Consider the following 17,020-nt stretch of genomic DNA (forward strand, 5'->3'; position numbering starts at 1 on the left):
ACAAATGACTGAGCAGGAGTTGTCGCGGATGGCGGCTACGCTGGACCAAAAACATGTCGTCGTCACCGGTGGAACCGGCGCACTGGGCAGTGCCGTGGTGGCGCAGCTTCTGCAGGAAGGCGCCATCTGTCACGTGCCGAACAGCCATGCCGCGGCGCCTGCCCATTTCCCCTTCACCAAACACGAGCGCGTGCATCTGGTGAACAACGTCTATCTGGAAGACACCGAAGCCGTTACCGCCTTCTATGCCGGCGTGCCGGACTTGTGGGCCTCGATCCATCTGGCCGGCGGTTTCGCCATGGCGCCCGTCGATAAGACCGAATCGGCCGCCTATAACGAGATGATGGACACCAACGCCCGTACTGCCTTCCTGTGCAGCCGGGCTGCCGTGCGTGCCATGCTTGCCTCCGGCACGCGGGGGCGCATCGTCAACGTTTCGGCGCGCGCCGGGCTCGACCCCCGGCGGGGTGCCGGCATGGTTGCTTATGCCGCCAGCAAGGCGGCCGTGGCAGCGATGACTGTAGCCCTTGCCGAGGAATTGAAGAGCAAGGGTATCCTGGTCAATGCGATTGCTCCTTCCACGCTCGACACCCCGGCCAATCGAACCGACATGCCCGACGCCGATTTCACGAAATGGGTAAGCCCGGAGGCCGCGGCCGAGACGATCGTCTATCTCGCCTCGCCGCGCAACGAGGCGATGAGCGGAACCCTGGTGCCGCTCTACGGACGCGCCTGAACGGCATTCCGCTGGCGCGGTGACTGTTTCCGGGCATTTGCCGACTTGCAAGGCCGCCCTGCGCGGCGCTGCCAACAAAAAACCCGCCGGATCGCTCCGGCGGGTCTTTTGGTTTTAGTGCGCCGCGCAGGCGGCGCAAGGGCTGGCTTAGTTGCCGCCCTGCTTCTTCAGCGCGGCACCCAGGATGTCGCCCAGCGAAGCGCCGGAGTCGGTCGAGCCGTACTGAGCAACGGCTTCCTTCTCCTCGGCGATTTCCAGCGCCTTGATCGAGACCTGCAGCTTGCGGGTCTTCTTGTCGAAGGCGATGACGCGAGCGTCGACCTTCTGGCCGACGGTGAAGCGTTCCGGACGCTGCTCGTCACGGTCGCGCGACAGGTCGGAGCGCTTGATGAAGGTGTCGATGCCGCTTTCGACCAGCCGCACGTCCAGACCGCCATCCTTCACACCGGTGACTTCGCAGGTGACGACGGCGTTCTTGCGCAGTTCGCCCGAAGCGGCGGCATCGCCGGCCGCGTCGCGCTCAAGCTGCTTGACGCCGAGCGAGATGCGCTCCTTGTCGATGTCGACGTCGAGAACCTGGGCACGGACCATCTGGCCGCGCTGGTACTCTTCGATGACCTGCTCGCCCGGACGGTTCCAGTCAAGATCCGACAGGTGCACCATGCCGTCCACGTCGCCGTCGAGGCCGATGAACAGACCGAACTCGGTCTTGTTCTTGACTTCGCCTTCCACGGTCGAGCCGACCGGATGGTTGGCGGCGAAGGCATGCCACGGGTTCTCCAGCGTCTGCTTGAGACCGAGCGAGATGCGGCGCTTGGCCGGATCGACTTCCAGCACGACAACGTCGACCTGCTGCGTGGTCGACAGGATCTTGCCCGGATGCACGTTCTTCTTCGTCCACGACATTTCCGAAACGTGGATGAGGCCCTCGATGCCCGGCTCCAGCTCGACGAACGCGCCGTAGTCGGTGATGTTGGTGACGGTGCCGGTGATCTTCTTGCCGATCGGGAACTTGGTGCCGATATCCGACCACGGATCGCTCTCGAGCTGCTTCATGCCGAGCGAGATACGGTGGGTTTCCTGGTTGATGCGGATGATCTGCACCTTGACCGTCTGACCGATGTTGAGGATTTCGGTCGGATGGTTGACGCGGCGCCAGGCCATGTCGGTGACGTGCAGCAGGCCGTCGATGCCGCCGAGGTCGACGAACGCACCGTAGTCGGTGATGTTCTTGACCACGCCCTCGACCACCTGACCCTCTTCGAGGTTCTGGACGATCTCGGAGCGCTGCTCGGCACGGCTCTCTTCAAGCACGGTGCGGCGCGAAACGACGATGTTGCCGCGACGGCGATCCATTTTGAGGATCTCGAACGGCTGCGGGTTGTGCATGAGCGGGGTGACGTCGCGGATCGGACGGATGTCGACCTGCGAACGCGGCAGGAAGGCCACGGCGCCGTCCAGATCGACGGTGAAGCCGCCCTTGACCTGGTTGAAGATGACGCCTTCGACGCGCTCGCCCTTGGCGAACTTCTCTTCCAGCTTGACCCAGCTTTCCTCGCGGCGCGCCTTGTCGCGCGAGAGCATGGCTTCGCCCAGCGCGTTTTCGATGCGCTCGACATAAACTTCGACGGTATCGCCGACCTTGAGGCCGCCGTCCTTGCCCTTGGCGCCGAATTCCTTCAGTGCCACGCGGCCTTCGACCTTGAGGCCGACGTCGATGATGGCCATGTCCTTTTCAATCGCGGTGACGATACCGCGCACGACCTGGCCTTCGCCCGAGTGACCGTCCGAGAACGATTCTTCGAGCATGCTCGCGAAATCGTCGCGAGTAGGAATAGCTTGAGACATATTTTCTCCTGAAAAGCCTCTCCTGGAGGCTGGCGCCGTGGGTTAGCGTTGCGATGACCTGCCGGTATTCCGGGTCAAGACCCTGTGCCGCATTGAAGCGGCGGTTCGGCGCAAAGAATGCTGGCAGGCCGGTTTTGCTCGATATGGGTATCTTCGCGCAGCACGCAACAGCGAGCGGCAAAAATGCTTGATCAGGCTTTGTCTCCATTGGCCAGAACGTCGTCAACGATCGTCTTGGCCGCCAGAAACGCGGCTTCTATAGACATTTGCGACGTATCAAGCAAGTGCGCGTCGACAGCGGGCCTGAGCGGCGAGTCGGCGCGGCCCATGTCGCGCTCGTCGCGGCGGTTGATGTCGGCAAGGATGATGGCGAAATCACCGGTGCCGTCATTGGCCTCGATTTCCGACAGACGGCGGCGTGCGCGCACTTCCGCGCTGGCGGTCACATAAAGCTTCACCTGCGCGTCCGGGCACACGACGGTACCGATGTCGCGCCCATCCAGAACCGCGCCTCCCGGCTGCGCGGCGAAGGCCCGCTGCTTCTCGACCAGTATGCGGCGCACTTCGGGAATGACAGCCACTTTGGACGCCGCCTCACCGACCGCATGCGCCGAAAGCACCGAGCGGTCGAGATTGCCGAGGTCGATCAGACGGGCGGCCTCCACCGCATGCGGCTCGTCGCCGAGCGGCCAGCCTTTGACGAGCAGCATCTGCGCCACCGCGCGATACGTGAGCCCGGTGTCGAGATGCGGCAGATGGTAATAATCCGCCAGCCGTCGGGCGAGCGTTCCTTTGCCGGCGCCTGCCGGACCGTCGATTGCGATGGTGAGAGATCGAGGCATGGCTCTGCTTCAAGCCGAGACGCCGGCAGAAAGCAAGGGCGCTCCCGGCCAAACTTTTCACGCCAGGATCTTTCCGCATGGGAACGACAGAATGTCAGGCCGGCGGAATTTGGGTAAGCTGCGCACCGTTATCGTTATTGTTGCGTTCTTTCCGGCTTCCCATCGATGGAGGGCAGAATGAGGAAAGTCATCATCACCGAGTTCATCAGCGCAGATGGCGTTGCCGAGGTCGAAAAACTGACCGGTGTCGCCTGGAACGCCGAGATGGACAGGTTCAAGGAAGAGGAACTCGCAGACAGCGGCGCCATGCTTCTCGGACGCGTGACATTCGAGATTTTCGCCGGGTCCTGGCCCTCGGAAACGGGGGATTTCGCCAACAGGTTCAATGCATTGCCGAAATATGTCGCAACGACGACGTTGACAAAATTCGATTGGAAACCCGCGGAAAAGCTGGAAGGTCCCTTGCCGGAGGCGGTCAGGAAACTGAAACAAGGCGCGGGTGGCAACATCTATGTCCACGGCAGCATCAGCGTGGCCCAGCAATTGCTGTATCATGGTCTCGTCGACCGCATCCGGCTGCTCAGCTATCCCATCGCAGTCGGCCAGGGAAAGCCGTTTTTCGTCCCTGGCGAGCAGCAGAAATTCGAGCTCATTTCAGCCGTACCCTTCAGCAACGGCGTCGTCGCATTGGAATACGAGCCGGGATAGCGGCAGCCGCCGAAGGGGCCTTCCATTGTCCGGCCTCGATCGGCGCGGATGCACCGCCATGCCAGCTGTCGAAGCGATCGCACCATCCTGCGCGAGAGCAGAGATATTTCATGATTAAAATATTGAAGATTGAAATATCTCGCCTCTCATGCGACGCTCTTGGATGGTGGGGTGCGCAAGGATCTGGTTATGAGACGAGAGACGGACGCCATCGATGGACCCGCAGTTGGTGCGGGGCACGAGATTTCCCCGGCCAAAAGCTATCTTGTCGTAGCGCTATGTTGGTTTGCCATCTTCGCTGAAGGCTACGATATCGGCGTTTTGGGCGCTATTTTGCCAGCCCTTTCAACCGACCCCGATTGGAACCTGACGCCGCTACAATTGGGCGCGATCGGCAGCTATACGGTGGTCGGCATGCTGATCGGCGGCATCGTTATTGGCACGTTGAGCGAGATCTACGGCCGAAAGCCGCTCTTCCTTTTCTGCCTGACACTGTTTGCGGCCTGTATGCTGCCCAGCGCTTTCGCGCCCACGCCCTTTTGGTTCGGCGTGTCCCGTTTCATCGCCGGCCTTGGTCTCGGCGGGATCATCCCGATCGCCGCAGCCATGACCATCGAATACTCTCCCAAGGCCCGCAAGAGTTTCAACTACGGGCTGATGTACTCGGGCTACTCGGTGGGAATTCTGGTGGCCGCGTTGTGTGGACGAGCATTTCTTGCCGATTATGGCTGGCGCGTGATCGTCCTCATTGGAGCGGCTCCACTGATCACGGTGCCGCTGTTGTGGAAGCTGTTGCCGGAGTCGGTGGAGTCGCTTGTTTCTCGCGGCAAGCAGCAGCAAGCCAGGGAAGTGGCTGCGCGCATGGGCGTCCCGATGCCTGTTCAACAGGTTACGTCGAAAGGCAAGGCCGGATGGAAACAGGTCCTGGCGGAAATTTTCTCGCTGCACCGCGCCTTTGAAACGATCTGTTTCTGGGTCGCCTTGTTCATGGGCCTTTTGCTGGTCTACGGGCTGGCGCAATGGCTCCCGCAGATCATGCGAAAGAACGGCTATGCTCTCGGTGACAGCCTGATGTTCCTGGCCGTCTTCAGTTTCAGCTCTGCCATCGGCGGTATTGTCCTCGGTTCATGGGCCGACCGCTTCAACGTGAAAACGACAGTTGTGCTGTCATATCTGATGGGTGGTGTCGGCATCGCGGCGCTGGCGATCAAGGCGCCGCTGCTTGTCAACTATCTGTTCGTCGCGATCGCCGGCTTCGGCACGATTTCCGCGTCGCTGATCCTGACAGGTTTTCTCGCCCAGAGGCTCGACGCTTCAGTGCGTTCTGCCGGAACCGGCTGGGCGCTCAGCTTCTCGCGCATCGGAGCGCTGTCGGGCCCTCTGTTGGGAGGTTACATCGCAAGCCTGAATATCGAGCCGGCCTGGAATTTCTATGTTTTCGCCGGAGTAGCCCTGCTGGCCGCGCTTGCCGTTCAGCTCATACCGGCGCGGCCCGAATAGGAGATATCGAAAGGCACCGAACGGCAGCGGGAGCTTATCCGCGCAGGCCCGGCGCTTCCTGCCCCGTGCGTTCGACATATTCGGTATAGCCGCCGCCATAGGCGTGCATGCCTTCTTCCGTCAGCTCCAGCACGCGGTTGGAAAGCGCGGCCAGGAAATGGCGGTCGTGGCTGACGAACAGCATCGCTCCCTCGTAGCGCGAAAGCGCCTCGATCAGCATCTGTTTGGTGGCGATGTCGAGGTGGTTGGTCGGTTCGTCGAGCACCAGGAAGTTCGGCGGATCGAACAGCATCTTGGCCATCACCAGCCGTGCCTTCTCGCCGCCCGAAAGTACCCGGCACTTCTTCTCCACTTCGTCGCCGGTGAAGCCGAAGCAGCCGGCGAGCGCGCGCAACGGCGCCTGGCCGGCCTGCGGGAAGGAATCCTCCAGCGATTCCAGCACGGTGCGCTCGCCCTCGAGCAGTTCCATGGCGTGCTGGGCGAAGTAGCCCATCTTGACGCTTGGGCCGCGCGACACCGTTCCATCGTCCGGCTCGGAGGCGCCGGCCACGAGTTTCAGCAATGTCGACTTGCCGGCGCCGTTGACGCCCATGACGCACCAGCGCTCGCGCCGGCGCACCTGGAAGTCGAACCCGTCATAGATAGTGCGGCTGCCGTAGCTCTTGGAGACATTCTTCAGCGTGGCCACGTCCTCGCCCGAGCGCGGCGCCGGCTGGAATTCGAAACGCACGGTCTGCTGGCGCTTGGGCGGTTCGACCTTGTCGATCTTCTCCAGCTTCTTGACGCGGCTCTGCACCTGCGCGGCATGCGATGCGCGTGCCTTGAACCGCTCGATGAAGGCGATCTCCTTGGCCAGCATCGCCTGTTGGCGTTCGAACTGGGCCTGCTGCTGCACTTCGGCGACGGCGCGCTGCTGGCGGTAGAATTCATAGTCGCCGGAATAGCTCGTCAACGCTCCGCCATCGATCTCGACGATCTTGCCGACGATGCGGTTCATGAATTCGCGGTCGTGCGACGTCATCAGGATCGCGCCGTCGAACCCCTTGAGGAAGTTCTCCAGCCAGATCAGGCTTTCGAGGTCGAGGTGGTTGCTCGGCTCGTCGAGCAGCATGGCGTCGGGCCGCATCAGCAGGATCTTGGCGAGCGCGACGCGCATCTTCCAGCCACCCGACAGCTTGCCGACGTCGCCGCTCATCATCTCCTGGCTGAACCCAAGCCCGTCGAGCACTTCGCGGGCGCGGCCGTCCAGCGCATAGCCGTCCAGCTCGTCGAAACGGCCCTGCACCTCGCCGTAGCGGGTGATGATCTCGTCCATGTCGTCGGCCCGGTCGGGGTCGCCCATGGCTGCTTCCAGTTCGGCCATTTCGGCCGCCAGCGCGCTGACGGGGCCGACGCCGTCCATCACCTCGGCCACGGCACTGCGGCCGGCCATGTCTCCGACGTCCTGGCTGAAATAGCCGATCCGCACGCCGCGATCGATCGCGACCTGACCCTCGTCCGGCAGTTCCTGGCCGGTGATCATGCGGAACAGCGTTGTCTTCCCGGCGCCGTTGGGACCGACGAGCCCGACCTTCTCGCCACGCTGGATCGTGGCCGAGGCCTCGATGAAGACGATCTGCTTGCCGTTCTGCTTGCCGATATTTTCGAGGCGGATCATGGTTTCAGGCTCTGAACGTTCTTTAACAATGCCGGGCTGCTGCTGCGGGTCCCGGCAGGGAACAGGAGAGCATGGGCCGGGCTTGTAGCACCCGGTCCATGACAGGATGGAGGCGTGGCTGTCAGTCGATCTCGGCGCCCAGACGCGCCATCAGCCCCATGAATTCCGGGAAGCTGGTGGCGATCATGGCGCGGTCGTCTACCGTGACCGGCTTCTCGGTGGCAAGCCCCAAGATCAGGAAGCTCATCGCGATGCGGTGGTCGAGATGGGTCCTCACCGCCTCTCCCTTCGCTTCGCCGCCCAGACCCTTGCCACCCGGAACGCCGCGCACCGTGAGCGAAGCCTCGCCTTCCGTGCAGTCGACGCCGTTGAGCTTGAGCCCGTTGGCAACGGCGGCAAGCCGGTCGCTTTCCTTCACCCGCAGCTCTTCCAGGCCCTGCATCACCGTTTCGCCCTCGGCGAAAGCGGCGGCGACCGCCAGGACCGGATATTCGTCGATCATCGACGGCGCACGCTCGGCCGGCACGGTGACGCCTTTGAGTTCCGAATAGCGCACGCGCAGGTCCGCGACATCCTCGCCGCCGGCATTGCGCGGGTTGAGGATGTCGATCCGCCCGCCCATTTCCTGCAGTGTCAAAAGCAGACCGGTGCGGGTCGGGTTCATCAGCACGTTCTCGATGGTGATATCGGAGCCCGGCACGATGAGCGCGGCCACCAGCGGGAAGCCTGCGGACGACGGGTCGCCCGGAACGGCTATGATCTGGCCGGTCAGCTTGCCCTGGCCTTCGATGAAGATGTGGCGCACGCCGCGCTCATCGGTCTCGACGGAAAGGTTGGCGCCGAAGCCCTTCAGCATCTTCTCGGTATGGTCGCGCGTCATCACCGGCTCGATCACTGTGGTGATGCCCGGCGTGTTGAGACCGGCCAGCAGCACGGCGGACTTCACCTGCGCGGAAGCCATCGGTACGCGGTAGGTGATGGGAGCGGCATGTTTCGGTCCGCGCAAGGTGATCGGCATGCGATCGCCAGGTGCGGCCTGCAGCACCTGCACGCCCATCTGGCGCAGCGGCTCCAGCACACGGCCCATCGGGCGGCTGGACAGCGAGGCGTCGCCGATGAAAGTGGTTTCCATGTCATAGGTGCCGACGAGCCCCATGGTGAGGCGCGAGCCGGTGCCGGCGTTGCCGAAATCGAGTGGCGCTTCCGGCTGCAGCAACGCGCCGTTGCCGGTGCCGCGGATCACCCACTCGTTGCCATGTTTCTCGACATGGGCGCCCATCGCCTTCATGGCTTGTCCGGTGCGCATCACGTCTTCGCCTTCGAGCAGGCCGGTAATGCGGGTTTCCCCGGAGGCCAGTCCGCCGAACATGAAGGAGCGGTGCGAGATCGATTTGTCGCCGGGCACGCGTGCGGTGCCGGAAAGCGGCGGCGAGCGCCGCGCGGTCGCAGGTTGTGGTGTGGCGTCATGCGCCATGTCGAATGTCCTGGATTTGTCGGGCCGAGCTTGGCTCGAGGCCTTGGGTGGTCGTTTTTGCAAGGAAGTTCCTAACACGCCCGTTCCATGCCGTCATCCTGAAAAAGGCGACGAAACGGCACATCGGAAAGCATTGGCTTTTGGCTTTGACAGCGCCGCAAACTGCGATTAAGGGGACCAATCTTTCTGTACGAGGCTTGCCGTGGCAAAAGCAGAACTTGGCACAAAACGCGTTGACCCCGAAACGGGTCGCAAATTCTATGATCTGAACAAGGATCCGATTGTCTCTCCCTATACGGGCAAGAGCTATCCTCGTTCCTATTTCGAAGACAGCAAGGCCTCTTCTCCGATCGAGGAAGAGGACGAGGTCGAGGACAAGGAAGCCGACAACGAGGAAGAAGGCGCCGAGATCGTATCGCTCGAGGACGCCGACGACGAAGCCAAGGGTGGCGGCGACGACTTGCCGGATCTCGGCGACGACGACGATGATGATGTCGACCTGGGCGACGATGACGACGACACCTTCCTCGAAGACGAGGAAGAAGAAGACGACGACGTTTCCGACATGATCGGCGTCGGCGACGACGACGACGACGTCTGACATTGCGGCGGGTGGAAAGCGCCCGCCGATTTTCGAGCCGGCTTTGCGAAAAAAGCTGTTTCGAAAGACTTGCTATTGCGGCAAGGCGGCGCTAGAAGCCGCCCTGCACTGACCGGCGGGGTCCCAACCTCGCCAGAAGTTCCCGCCGAAAACGGCGGCCGGCCGAAGCCGGAGTGGGGCCATAGCTCAGTTGGGAGAGCGCTTGAATGGCATTCAAGAGGTCGTCGGTTCGATTCCGATTGGCTCCACCAAATCTTCCCCGGCATTGATCGATCGGCGTAAGGTTCGTTGCCCTCCACGTGCTGATCTGCCCCTTGGCTGTCTGAAAAGCAATCGCCGCGATAGGCCGCATCTTGCGTGCCACCCTCACGTCACGCTTTGTTGGCGCTACACGAATCGGAGCGCGTGATGGACACGGTTACTTTCAAGGCGAAGGGCATTTCAGTCTCGATCGACACGGCCGTCGGCCATATCGCGGACCTGACCATCGAATCCGGCGGCCGTACTCTCAAGCCGCTGCACCGGGCGCCCTGGATCGACGAGCCGCGGGACACGCTGCCGCAAGGCTTGCCCGACGGCGTGGCGCGGCTTTCCGGCGACTTCCTCTGTGCGCCATTTTCGCGCAGCGACGTCGAGGAAGCGCCCCTGCATGGCTGGCCCGCCAACAGCCCGTGGGATCTCATGGAAAGCGCCGCGATAGCGGGCGGCTGGAGGGCAACGTTCCGCCTCCAGCGTCCTGTCATGGGCGCGGTCGTCGAAAAAATCCTCACACTGCGCGACGGCCACCCGTTCCTCTACCAGGAGCATGCCTTCATCGGCGGTGCCGGCGCGATCTCCGTTGCGCACCATCCCATGACAGTGATGCGCGAGGGCGGACATCTCGCCTTCTCGCCGAAGCGTGCGGCGGTGACGGACGGCGATCCGCCGGAACCTGATCCGGCGCGCGGCCGCTCCCTGCTTGCCTATCCGGCTCGCAGGGAGGATCTGCATCATTTTCCGGACAAGGACGGTACGGATGTCGACCTTACCCATTATCGGATGGACCGGCGCCATGAGGACTTCATCACGCTGGTCGAAGCCGATCATGGTGGTCCCGGCTGGGCTGCTGTTTCGCGCACCGCCGAAAAAGACGTCGTGATGATCCTGAAGAATCCGGCCGAACTGCCGGTCACCATGCTGTGGATCTCGAATGGCGGGCGCGACTATGCCCCATGGAACGGTCGCCATCGCGGCGTGATCGGCATCGAGGACGGACGCACTGCGGTCGGTCATGCCGCGTCGCTGGGCGACAACTGGCTGAAGCGGGAAGGCATAGCGACAGCCTTCGAACTCGGCCCGGATCGGCGCGTTGCCTTCCGGCATGTCATCGGTGCGCTTCCGGCGGAAACGGGCAGGGCGGTTCGCGATGTTTCCGCGGCTGCGGACCAGTTGCGCCTGACGACTGCTGAAGGCGCCGTACTGGACGCGCCTTATGACGCGGCCTTCCTGCGCATTGGCCGTATCGGCTAGCCGGACATTCTCCCGTCACAGGAGATTTGAAAGTTTCGCGGATGGCCGGCAAGATGCCGGCGTATCGGCCCAAAATCGGAAATGGCAGACAACGGAGCGCCGCATGTCCGAGATTGCCACCATTGCCGCCACGATCTTCAAACGCGCGGCCAAGGCGAAACGCTTTGTCGTGGCCATCGCCGGTCCGCCCGGCTCAGGCAAGTCGACGCTTTCAGCGGCTCTTCATGACGTGTTGCCGGATGGCGCGGCGGAAGTGGTGCCGATGGACGGGTTCCACTACGACGATGTGATTCTCGATAAACGCGGCCTGCGTGCCCGTAAGGGCGCGCCAGAAACCTTCGATTTCGCCGGCTTCGAAGTGCTGCTCAAGCGTATCCGCGCCGGTGAGCCCGATATCGCCATTCCGGTCTTCGACCGCAACATCGAACTGTCACGGGCGGCAGCGGGGATCGTTGGCGGCGACACCCGTTTCATCCTGGTGGAAGGCAATTACCTGCTGCTGGACGAAGAGCCGTGGTCACGGCTGGCGCCGCTGTTCGATTTCACCATCTTCGTGGAGGTGACCCGCGGCGAGCTTGAGCGCCGGCTGCGCCAACGCTGGCACGAACATGGCCGCACAGACGAGGACGCGATCGCCTGGATCGCGTCCAACGACATGCCCAACATCGAGCGCGTTCTGGCCCGCCGTCGATCGGCGGACCTGGTCATCCAGCAGGATTGACGGGCGTCAGGGCTTGGCGGGGATGGCAAGGCCACGCTGTACGGCCGGTCGTGCGAGGCCGCGCTCCAGCCAGGCGGCGACATTGCCGAAATCGGCAAAGCCGACCAACTCGCCGGCTTCATAGAAACCGACGAGGTTGCGTACCCAGCCCAGCGTGGAAACATCGGCAATGGTGTAGTCGTCGCCCATGATCCACTTGCGTCCTTCGAGGCGCTTTTCGAGCACCCCGAGCAGGCGGCGTGATTCGCCACGGTAGCGCTCGAGCGGGCGCTTGTCGGCAATCTCGCGGCCGGCGAATTTGTGGAAGAAGCCGAGCTGGCCGAACATTGGGCCGATCGACGCCATCTGGAAGAACACCCACTGGATGGTCTCGTAGCGCAGTGCAGGATCCTCAGGCAGCAACTTGCCGGTCTTTTCGGCGAGATAAAGCAGGATGGCGCCCGATTCGAACAGCGGCAGCGGTTTGCCGCCCGGTCCGTTAGGATCGATGATGGAAGGGATCTTGCCGTTCGGGTTGAGCGACAGGAACTCGGGCGTCCAGGTCTCGTCCTGGCCGATGTTCACGTAGTGCGGTTCGTAAGGCAGGCCGATCTCTTCCAGCATGATCGACACTTTCACGCCGTTCGGCGTAGCCGTCGAATAGAGCTGCAGGCGGTCCGGGTGCTGCGCCGGCCAGCGCGAATTGATCGGGAAAGCGGAAAGATCGGTCATTGTTGCCTCGGGAAAGGGCGGCGCGAACGCCCGCCTGGGTGGGTTTGCAAGACTTAGACCCGCTGATGCCGCATTCAAGGGGTGCCAAGGCAATTCAGCAAAGGCGCGCAGCGGTCTTGCGTTCGGAATCGTATAGAGACAAGGAGCTGGAGCGTCTCCCCGTTTCCGTGGAGAACGGACGCTCCAGGATCACACCGCCTTGAACGCAAGCACTGCGTTGGTGCCGCCGAAGGCGAAGGCATTGCTGAGAGCGGTGCGAACAGGGCGCTCGCGTGCGACATTCGGCGTGACGTCGAGGTCGCAATCCGGATCCGGCTCACGGTAGTTGGCCGTCGGCGGCACGATGCCGTCGCGGATGGCCATGACACAGGCGATCATCTCCAGCGCGCCGGACGCGCCCAGCGCATGGCCGTGCATGGACTTGGTCGAGGAGACCGAGAGTTTGTAGGCATGATCGCCGAAAGCGCGCTTGATTGCGGCGGTCTCGATCTGATCATTGGCCTTGGTGCCGGTACCGTGCGCGTTGAGATAGTCGACATCCTCCGGGTTGAACCCGGCATCGGCGAGACAGAAACGCATCGCCGCTTCAGGCCCCTCGACGGTTGGCGCGACGATATCCGACGCATCCGCCGAAATACCGACGCCGGCGATCTCGCCGAGGATGGTGGCGCCGCGCGCCATGGCGTGTTCGTAGCTTTCCAGCACGGCCATGCCGGCGCCTTCGCCCATCACCAGCCCCTGCCGATCAGCGGAGAACGGGCGGCAGGTATCGGGGGAAAGGACTCGCAAGGCCTCCCAGGCCTTCATGATGCCCCACACCAGCGGGGCATCCGAGCCTCCAGCCAGCATGACGTCCGCCCTGCCGAGCCGGATCTGATCAACGGCCGAGGCAATAGCATGGTTGGCGGAAGCGCAGGCCGAGGTGACACCGAAGACCGGGCCGCGCAGGCCGAATTGCATGCTGATCTGGCCAGCTGCCGCACCTGGCATGACCTTGGGCACGGAAAAGATATCGGCTCTGCTTCTGCCATTCAGCAGCAGCGCTCGGTAATTTTCCTCGACAGTTTCCCAGCCACAGACGCCGACGCCGACGGTTGCGCCGATGCGATAGGTGTTTTCGGCGCCCACGGTGAGGCCTGACTGCTGCATGGCTTCCGTGGCGGCGATGATGGCGAGAAGGCTGAAGCGGTCGAGGGTGACCAGCCGCTTGCGCTCCAGGCCATGTTCCGGCAGCGTCTTGATCTCACTGCCGACCTGGACTTTGAGTTGATGCAGATCGGCGCTGACAACCTGTCCGATCGCCGGACGGCCTGCCTTCATCTCGCTCCATATGGCGGCGGCGTCGGTGCCAAGCCCGCAGATGCCGCCAATGCCGGTGATAACGACACGTGTGCGCATAAGGCCTCGGTCAGGCTTTCTTCGCGATCAGCGCGCGAACGGCCTCGACCATGTCACCGACATTCTTGAGATTGCTCCAGGCATCGACCGTATTCATTTCGATTTCGATGCCATAGGCTTCCTCGAGATCGAAGATGATTTCGGTGAGCTCCAGCGAATGGATGCCGAGCGCCGTCAGCTCGGTATTGGTCGTGATCTCTTCGCCGCCGGGCTCGGCATGAGCCTTGATCTTGGCGATGATCTCATTTGCCAATTCGTCAGCCATTCGAAGTCCTTCCCCCAAATCCGCATTTCGTGCCTGGAGGGCGCCTCGACGCCCCTGTTCTCATTGCTCCCGACAGAAGCATCGTCGCGTAGAGCCGCCTGTTGTGGCGGCATCAAGGCTGCCTCCTCTATAGAAACCGAAACCGGGTGAGGCAACAACCGATATGGACAAAGCCGCTCCATACTTAACTTGCGCGACCGCTAACTTTCCTCGACAAATGTCAAAAGCTGGCTTGGGCCGTTGAAATCCGACGATTGGGAGAACGAAATGCTCGAATTGCGCCCCGGATGCGAATGCTGCGACAGGAATTTGCCGCCGGACGCCGCCGACGCCATGATCTGCACCTTCGAATGCACCTTTTGCGCGGACTGTGTCGAAACCGTGCTGAAGGGCATTTGTCCGAACTGCGGCGGCAATTTCTCGCCACGCCCGATCCGTCCGTCAGCACTGCTGCATAAATATCCGGCTTCGACCAAGCGTGTGTTCAAGGCCGAGGGCTGCGCACCGCGCGCTGATGCAGCCTAGAGCAATTCCAGGAAAAGTGTGTAATGGTTTTCCGTCCGGAATTGCGTAAAAACAAAGGGTTAGAGCGGTTCTGCCTTTCCGTGAAAAACGAAAACGCTCTAGTGACAAAAGCAGATAACGCGAAGGATTTCACATGGCGATGAAGAAATATCACGGCAGCTGCCATTGTGGTGCGGTGAAATACGAGGCAACGGTCGATCTCGATCACACCGTATCCTGCAACTGCTCGCGATGCGGCAGGCTGGGCAGTATCCTGACCTTCGCTCCAGCAGAGAACTTCACGCTCTTTTCGGGCGAAGACGTGCTGACCGACTATCTGTTCAACAAGCATGTCATCCATCATCTGTTCTGCCGGGTCTGCGGCATCGAATCCTTCGCCCGCGGAACCAAGCCGGATGGCACGGCGTCGATTGCCATCAACGCACGCTGCCTGGAAGGCGTCGAGCCCGATGCGCTGACGCCGCAGAAGTTCGATGGGCGCAGCCGCTAGCCGGCAACGGAATCGCAGCTAAGAGACGGTGAGCCTCGATGGAGCAGCCTCTATCCCAAGCGCATGACATTTTTCCGCATCTGCGCATCGTCATGGGCATGGTGATCGGCCTTGGCGTCACGCGCCTGCTTTCAGGTGTCGCCCGCATCGTCCAGCACCCCAAGGCCTATAAGCTCTATCCGGTGCATCTGGCTTGGGTGGCCTCGCTGCTTTTGATGCTGGTGCATTTTTGGTGGTGGGAATTCGGCCTCTACCAGATCGTCCACTGGACCTTCGGCAAGTACCTTTTCATCATCGGCTATGCGGTGACACTCTATCTGTTGTGCGCCTTCCTGTTCCCCGATTCTATGCAGGATTACCGAAGCTACGAGGACTATTTCTTCTCTCGCCGCAGCTGGTTTTTCGGCCTGCTGGCCGCGACCTACCTGCTCGACGTCGTCGACACCTTGCTGAAGGGCGAGGCGCATTTCGCGCGTTTCGGTCACGAATATCTGATCCGCACGCCGCTGTTCGTCATCCTGTGTGGCATTGCCATGTATACGACAAACCGGCGCTTCCACCTCGCCTTCGTCGTCTTCACTCTGGTCTATCAGGCGTGGTGGATCCTGCGGCTCTTCGACACGATCGTTTGAGGTTGCTTGGGCGAATGCCGGTGATGATCTAGACTCGGCAACGTTTGGAAGGAGGCGCGGCATGTACAAGGCTGTCGGATCACGCGGGTCGCGGGTGTCCCGCGTGGTGTGGATGCTGGAAGAACTGGGCGAGCCCTATGAATTCGTTCCAGTGAAGCTGCGCTCGCCCGAAGCCTATGCGCTGAATCCCTCCGGCAAGGTGCCGATCCTGATCGACGATGACTTCACCCTCACCGATTCGGCAGCGATCTGCATCTATCTGGCCGACAAGCACGCGGACAAAGGCATGGGCGCCAATACCGGGCTGACCGGGCGGGCGGAAATGGATTCCTGGATGCATTTCGCGCAGTCCGAGTTTGAAGCGCCGCTGTGGAACAAGCTGCGTCACCGCTTCATTCTGCCAAGCGACATGCGCGTCGATGTCGGTCCCGCGGCGGCCTACGACTTTGCTTCCGAGGTGAAGGCGCTGGACCGTCGCCTGGGCGAAAAACAGTATGCGCTGGGCGATCGCTTTTCCGCCATCGATGTTCTGCTGGGCGATATGGGCGCCTGGGCGCGCGCCGGCAAATTCCCGATCGCGTCCGACAGCGTCAACGCCTACATGGATCGCGTTCTGGAGCGACCTGCACGCACGCGATCGCAAGCCGCGTGCGGCTTTCAATAACCGCTCAATTCCGTCAACTGCCCAATCCGAGCAGCCTGTATATGATCATCCTCGCCTTCGCGCTTTCCGCAATTCTGCTCCTCATCACCGCCCTGCATGTCTATTGGGGCATCGGTGGCATCTGGCCTGGTCATGATGCGGCTTCCTGCGCTCGCGCCGTCGTCGGAACGCGCGGTGTCAGCGAGATGCCTTCGACGTTTGCCTGTTTCGCCGTTGCCGCCTGCCTGGTGCTGGCGACCTTGTGGCCGCTGGCGTTGATGGGCGTTTTCGCGACGCCGTTCCCACAGCAGGGCCTGGCCGCCACATCGGTGATGATCGCTTTTGTTTTCCTTGGTCGAGGTGTGCTTGGCTTCACGTCCTGGTGGCGACGCCAGACCCCGGAGCAGCCTTTCGCGCGGCTCGACCGGAGCTTGTATTCGCCGCTCTGCCTGCTGGTCGGTGCAGGGTTCGCGATCCTCGGCATCTCGCAATTCCCGACCTGATCCAACGCATCGGCCCGAAAATCGGGATCGATTTTCGGAAAGCACGATGCGCAGCTCAAAAGTGTTAGAGCGTCCTTTGCGCGTCCGAAGGGACGCGCGGCGCTCTAACGCATCGGCCCGAAAATCGGGATCGATTTTCGGAAAGCACGATGCGCAGCTCAAAAGTGTTAGAGCGTCCTTTGCGCGTCCGAAGGGACGCGCGGCGCTCTAACGCATCGGCCCGAAAATCGGGATCGATTTTCGGAAAGCACGATGCG

Annotated in this window: 18 protein-coding genes and 1 tRNA gene; 12 read left to right on the plus strand and 7 right to left on the minus strand. The window is 62.1% G+C overall.

The window, feature by feature from the left end; translation table 11 throughout:
• The first annotated feature begins 28 nt into the window (after window positions 1–28).
• Window positions 29–736 carry an SDR family NAD(P)-dependent oxidoreductase gene (locus tag AO692_RS10860; RefSeq protein ID WP_054310088.1) on the plus strand — a complete coding sequence of 236 codons (708 nt, stop codon included), beginning with the start codon at window positions 29–31 and terminating at the stop codon, window positions 734–736.
• 147 nt (window positions 737–883) lie between these two features.
• On the opposite strand, the gene rpsA is transcribed toward AO692_RS10860, so the two are convergent.
• Window positions 884–2,584 carry a 30S ribosomal protein S1 gene (gene rpsA / locus AO692_RS10865; protein ID WP_054310089.1) on the minus strand — a complete coding sequence of 567 codons (1,701 nt, stop codon included), beginning with the start codon at window positions 2,582–2,584 and terminating at the stop codon, window positions 884–886.
• A 191-nt stretch (window positions 2,585–2,775) separates the two neighbouring features.
• Window positions 2,776–3,426 (minus strand): (d)CMP kinase, encoded by a 651-nt coding sequence (gene cmk / locus AO692_RS10870; protein WP_054310090.1) that lies wholly within the window; start codon window positions 3,424–3,426, stop codon window positions 2,776–2,778.
• Window positions 3,427–3,603: 177 nt separating this feature from the next.
• Between cmk and AO692_RS10875 the strand changes: the two genes are divergently transcribed.
• Together AO692_RS10875 and AO692_RS10880 are read left to right on the plus strand one after the other, a co-directional pair.
• A complete protein-coding gene (locus tag AO692_RS10875) occupies window positions 3,604–4,134 on the plus strand; it encodes a dihydrofolate reductase family protein (protein WP_054310091.1) in 531 nt (176 codons plus the stop codon).
• Window positions 4,135–4,263: 129 nt separating this feature from the next.
• Window positions 4,264–5,634: an aromatic acid/H+ symport family MFS transporter gene (locus AO692_RS10880; protein ID WP_244483325.1), complete on the plus strand. Its 1,371-nt coding sequence runs from the start codon at window positions 4,264–4,266 to the stop codon at window positions 5,632–5,634.
• A 34-nt stretch (window positions 5,635–5,668) separates the two neighbouring features.
• On the opposite strand, the gene AO692_RS10885 is transcribed toward AO692_RS10880, so the two are convergent.
• Window positions 5,669–7,291, minus strand: coding sequence for an ABC-F family ATP-binding cassette domain-containing protein (locus AO692_RS10885; RefSeq protein ID WP_054310092.1), 1,623 nt, complete (start codon window positions 7,289–7,291; stop codon window positions 5,669–5,671).
• A 121-nt stretch (window positions 7,292–7,412) separates the two neighbouring features.
• A complete protein-coding gene (aroA, locus tag AO692_RS10890) occupies window positions 7,413–8,765 on the minus strand; it encodes a 3-phosphoshikimate 1-carboxyvinyltransferase (RefSeq protein WP_054310093.1) in 1,353 nt (450 codons plus the stop codon).
• 202 nt (window positions 8,766–8,967) lie between these two features.
• On the opposite strand from aroA, the gene AO692_RS10895 reads away from it, so the two are divergent.
• From AO692_RS10895 to AO692_RS10910, 4 genes are all read left to right on the plus strand, one after another.
• Window positions 8,968–9,366 carry a TIGR02300 family protein gene (locus AO692_RS10895; RefSeq protein WP_054310094.1) on the plus strand — a complete coding sequence of 133 codons (399 nt, stop codon included), beginning with the start codon at window positions 8,968–8,970 and terminating at the stop codon, window positions 9,364–9,366.
• Window positions 9,367–9,541: 175 nt separating this feature from the next.
• Window positions 9,542–9,617 (plus strand) — tRNA-Ala (locus AO692_RS10900).
• Window positions 9,618–9,774: 157 nt separating this feature from the next.
• On the plus strand, window positions 9,775–10,875 hold the full coding sequence (locus tag AO692_RS10905; protein ID WP_054310095.1) for a hypothetical protein: 1,101 nt from the start codon (window positions 9,775–9,777) through the stop codon (window positions 10,873–10,875).
• 103 nt (window positions 10,876–10,978) lie between these two features.
• On the plus strand, window positions 10,979–11,596 hold the full coding sequence (locus tag AO692_RS10910) for a nucleoside triphosphate hydrolase (RefSeq protein WP_054310096.1): 618 nt from the start codon (window positions 10,979–10,981) through the stop codon (window positions 11,594–11,596).
• A gap of 6 nt (window positions 11,597–11,602) precedes the next feature.
• Here AO692_RS10910 and AO692_RS10915 read toward each other — a convergent pair whose 3' ends face one another.
• The 3 genes from AO692_RS10915 to AO692_RS10925 all read right to left on the minus strand — a co-directional run bounded on the left by AO692_RS10915 (window position 11,603) and on the right by AO692_RS10925 (window position 13,970).
• Window positions 11,603–12,307 carry a glutathione S-transferase N-terminal domain-containing protein gene (locus AO692_RS10915; protein WP_054310097.1) on the minus strand — a complete coding sequence of 235 codons (705 nt, stop codon included), beginning with the start codon at window positions 12,305–12,307 and terminating at the stop codon, window positions 11,603–11,605.
• Window positions 12,308–12,496: 189 nt separating this feature from the next.
• Window positions 12,497–13,705: a beta-ketoacyl-[acyl-carrier-protein] synthase family protein gene (locus AO692_RS10920; RefSeq protein WP_054310098.1), complete on the minus strand. Its 1,209-nt coding sequence runs from the start codon at window positions 13,703–13,705 to the stop codon at window positions 12,497–12,499.
• Window positions 13,706–13,715: 10 nt separating this feature from the next.
• Window positions 13,716–13,970 (minus strand): acyl carrier protein, encoded by a 255-nt coding sequence (locus AO692_RS10925; RefSeq protein ID WP_054310099.1) that lies wholly within the window; start codon window positions 13,968–13,970, stop codon window positions 13,716–13,718.
• Window positions 13,971–14,237: 267 nt separating this feature from the next.
• Here AO692_RS10925 and AO692_RS10930 point away from each other — a divergent pair, with 267 nt between their 5' ends.
• The 5 genes from AO692_RS10930 to AO692_RS10950 all read left to right on the plus strand — a co-directional run bounded on the left by AO692_RS10930 (window position 14,238) and on the right by AO692_RS10950 (window position 16,763).
• Window positions 14,238–14,495: a DUF1272 domain-containing protein gene (locus AO692_RS10930; RefSeq protein WP_054310100.1), complete on the plus strand. Its 258-nt coding sequence runs from the start codon at window positions 14,238–14,240 to the stop codon at window positions 14,493–14,495.
• A gap of 133 nt (window positions 14,496–14,628) precedes the next feature.
• The gene (locus AO692_RS10935; RefSeq protein WP_054310101.1) at window positions 14,629–14,985 is read left to right on the plus strand and encodes a GFA family protein; all 357 of its coding nucleotides are present in this window, start codon (window positions 14,629–14,631) and stop codon (window positions 14,983–14,985) included.
• Window positions 14,986–15,023: 38 nt separating this feature from the next.
• The gene (locus AO692_RS10940) at window positions 15,024–15,617 is read left to right on the plus strand and encodes a hypothetical protein (protein ID WP_054310102.1); all 594 of its coding nucleotides are present in this window, start codon (window positions 15,024–15,026) and stop codon (window positions 15,615–15,617) included.
• Window positions 15,618–15,678: 61 nt separating this feature from the next.
• Window positions 15,679–16,281 carry a glutathione S-transferase family protein gene (locus AO692_RS10945; RefSeq protein WP_054310103.1) on the plus strand — a complete coding sequence of 201 codons (603 nt, stop codon included), beginning with the start codon at window positions 15,679–15,681 and terminating at the stop codon, window positions 16,279–16,281.
• Between the two features lie 41 nt (window positions 16,282–16,322).
• Window positions 16,323–16,763, plus strand: coding sequence for a DUF3995 domain-containing protein (locus tag AO692_RS10950; RefSeq protein ID WP_054310104.1), 441 nt, complete (start codon window positions 16,323–16,325; stop codon window positions 16,761–16,763).
• Window positions 16,764–17,020 lie beyond the last annotated feature (257 nt).

Source organism: Mesorhizobium sp. 1M-11, from assembly GCF_001303895.1.
GTDB lineage: Bacteria > Pseudomonadota > Alphaproteobacteria > Rhizobiales > Rhizobiaceae > Mesorhizobium.

Excerpts from the sequence above, each read along its gene's own strand:
- AO692_RS10945 (WP_054310103.1), top strand. The coding sequence starts at position 15,679 with ATGTACAAGGCTGTCGGATCACGCGGGTCGCGGGTGTCCCGCGTGGTG.
- AO692_RS10930 (WP_054310100.1), top strand. The coding sequence starts at position 14,238 with ATGCTCGAATTGCGCCCCGGATGCGAATGCTGCGACAGGAATTTGCCG.
- AO692_RS10950 (WP_054310104.1), top strand. The coding sequence starts at position 16,323 with ATGATCATCCTCGCCTTCGCGCTTTCCGCAATTCTGCTCCTCATCACC.
- AO692_RS10920 (WP_054310098.1), bottom strand. The coding sequence starts at position 13,705 with ATGCGCACACGTGTCGTTATCACCGGCATTGGCGGCATCTGCGGGCTT.
- cmk (WP_054310090.1), bottom strand. The coding sequence starts at position 3,426 with ATGCCTCGATCTCTCACCATCGCAATCGACGGTCCGGCAGGCGCCGGC.
- AO692_RS10935 (WP_054310101.1), top strand. The coding sequence starts at position 14,629 with ATGGCGATGAAGAAATATCACGGCAGCTGCCATTGTGGTGCGGTGAAA.
- AO692_RS10915 (WP_054310097.1), bottom strand. The coding sequence starts at position 12,307 with ATGACCGATCTTTCCGCTTTCCCGATCAATTCGCGCTGGCCGGCGCAG.
- AO692_RS10910 (WP_054310096.1), top strand. The coding sequence starts at position 10,979 with ATGTCCGAGATTGCCACCATTGCCGCCACGATCTTCAAACGCGCGGCC.
- AO692_RS10860 (WP_054310088.1), top strand. The coding sequence starts at position 29 with ATGGCGGCTACGCTGGACCAAAAACATGTCGTCGTCACCGGTGGAACC.
- AO692_RS10905 (WP_054310095.1), top strand. The coding sequence starts at position 9,775 with ATGGACACGGTTACTTTCAAGGCGAAGGGCATTTCAGTCTCGATCGAC.
- AO692_RS10940 (WP_054310102.1), top strand. The coding sequence starts at position 15,024 with ATGGAGCAGCCTCTATCCCAAGCGCATGACATTTTTCCGCATCTGCGC.
- rpsA (WP_054310089.1), bottom strand. The coding sequence starts at position 2,584 with ATGTCTCAAGCTATTCCTACTCGCGACGATTTCGCGAGCATGCTCGAA.
- aroA (WP_054310093.1), bottom strand. The coding sequence starts at position 8,765 with ATGGCGCATGACGCCACACCACAACCTGCGACCGCGCGGCGCTCGCCG.
- AO692_RS10885 (WP_054310092.1), bottom strand. The coding sequence starts at position 7,291 with ATGATCCGCCTCGAAAATATCGGCAAGCAGAACGGCAAGCAGATCGTC.
- AO692_RS10925 (WP_054310099.1), bottom strand. The coding sequence starts at position 13,970 with ATGGCTGACGAATTGGCAAATGAGATCATCGCCAAGATCAAGGCTCAT.
- AO692_RS10875 (WP_054310091.1), top strand. The coding sequence starts at position 3,604 with ATGAGGAAAGTCATCATCACCGAGTTCATCAGCGCAGATGGCGTTGCC.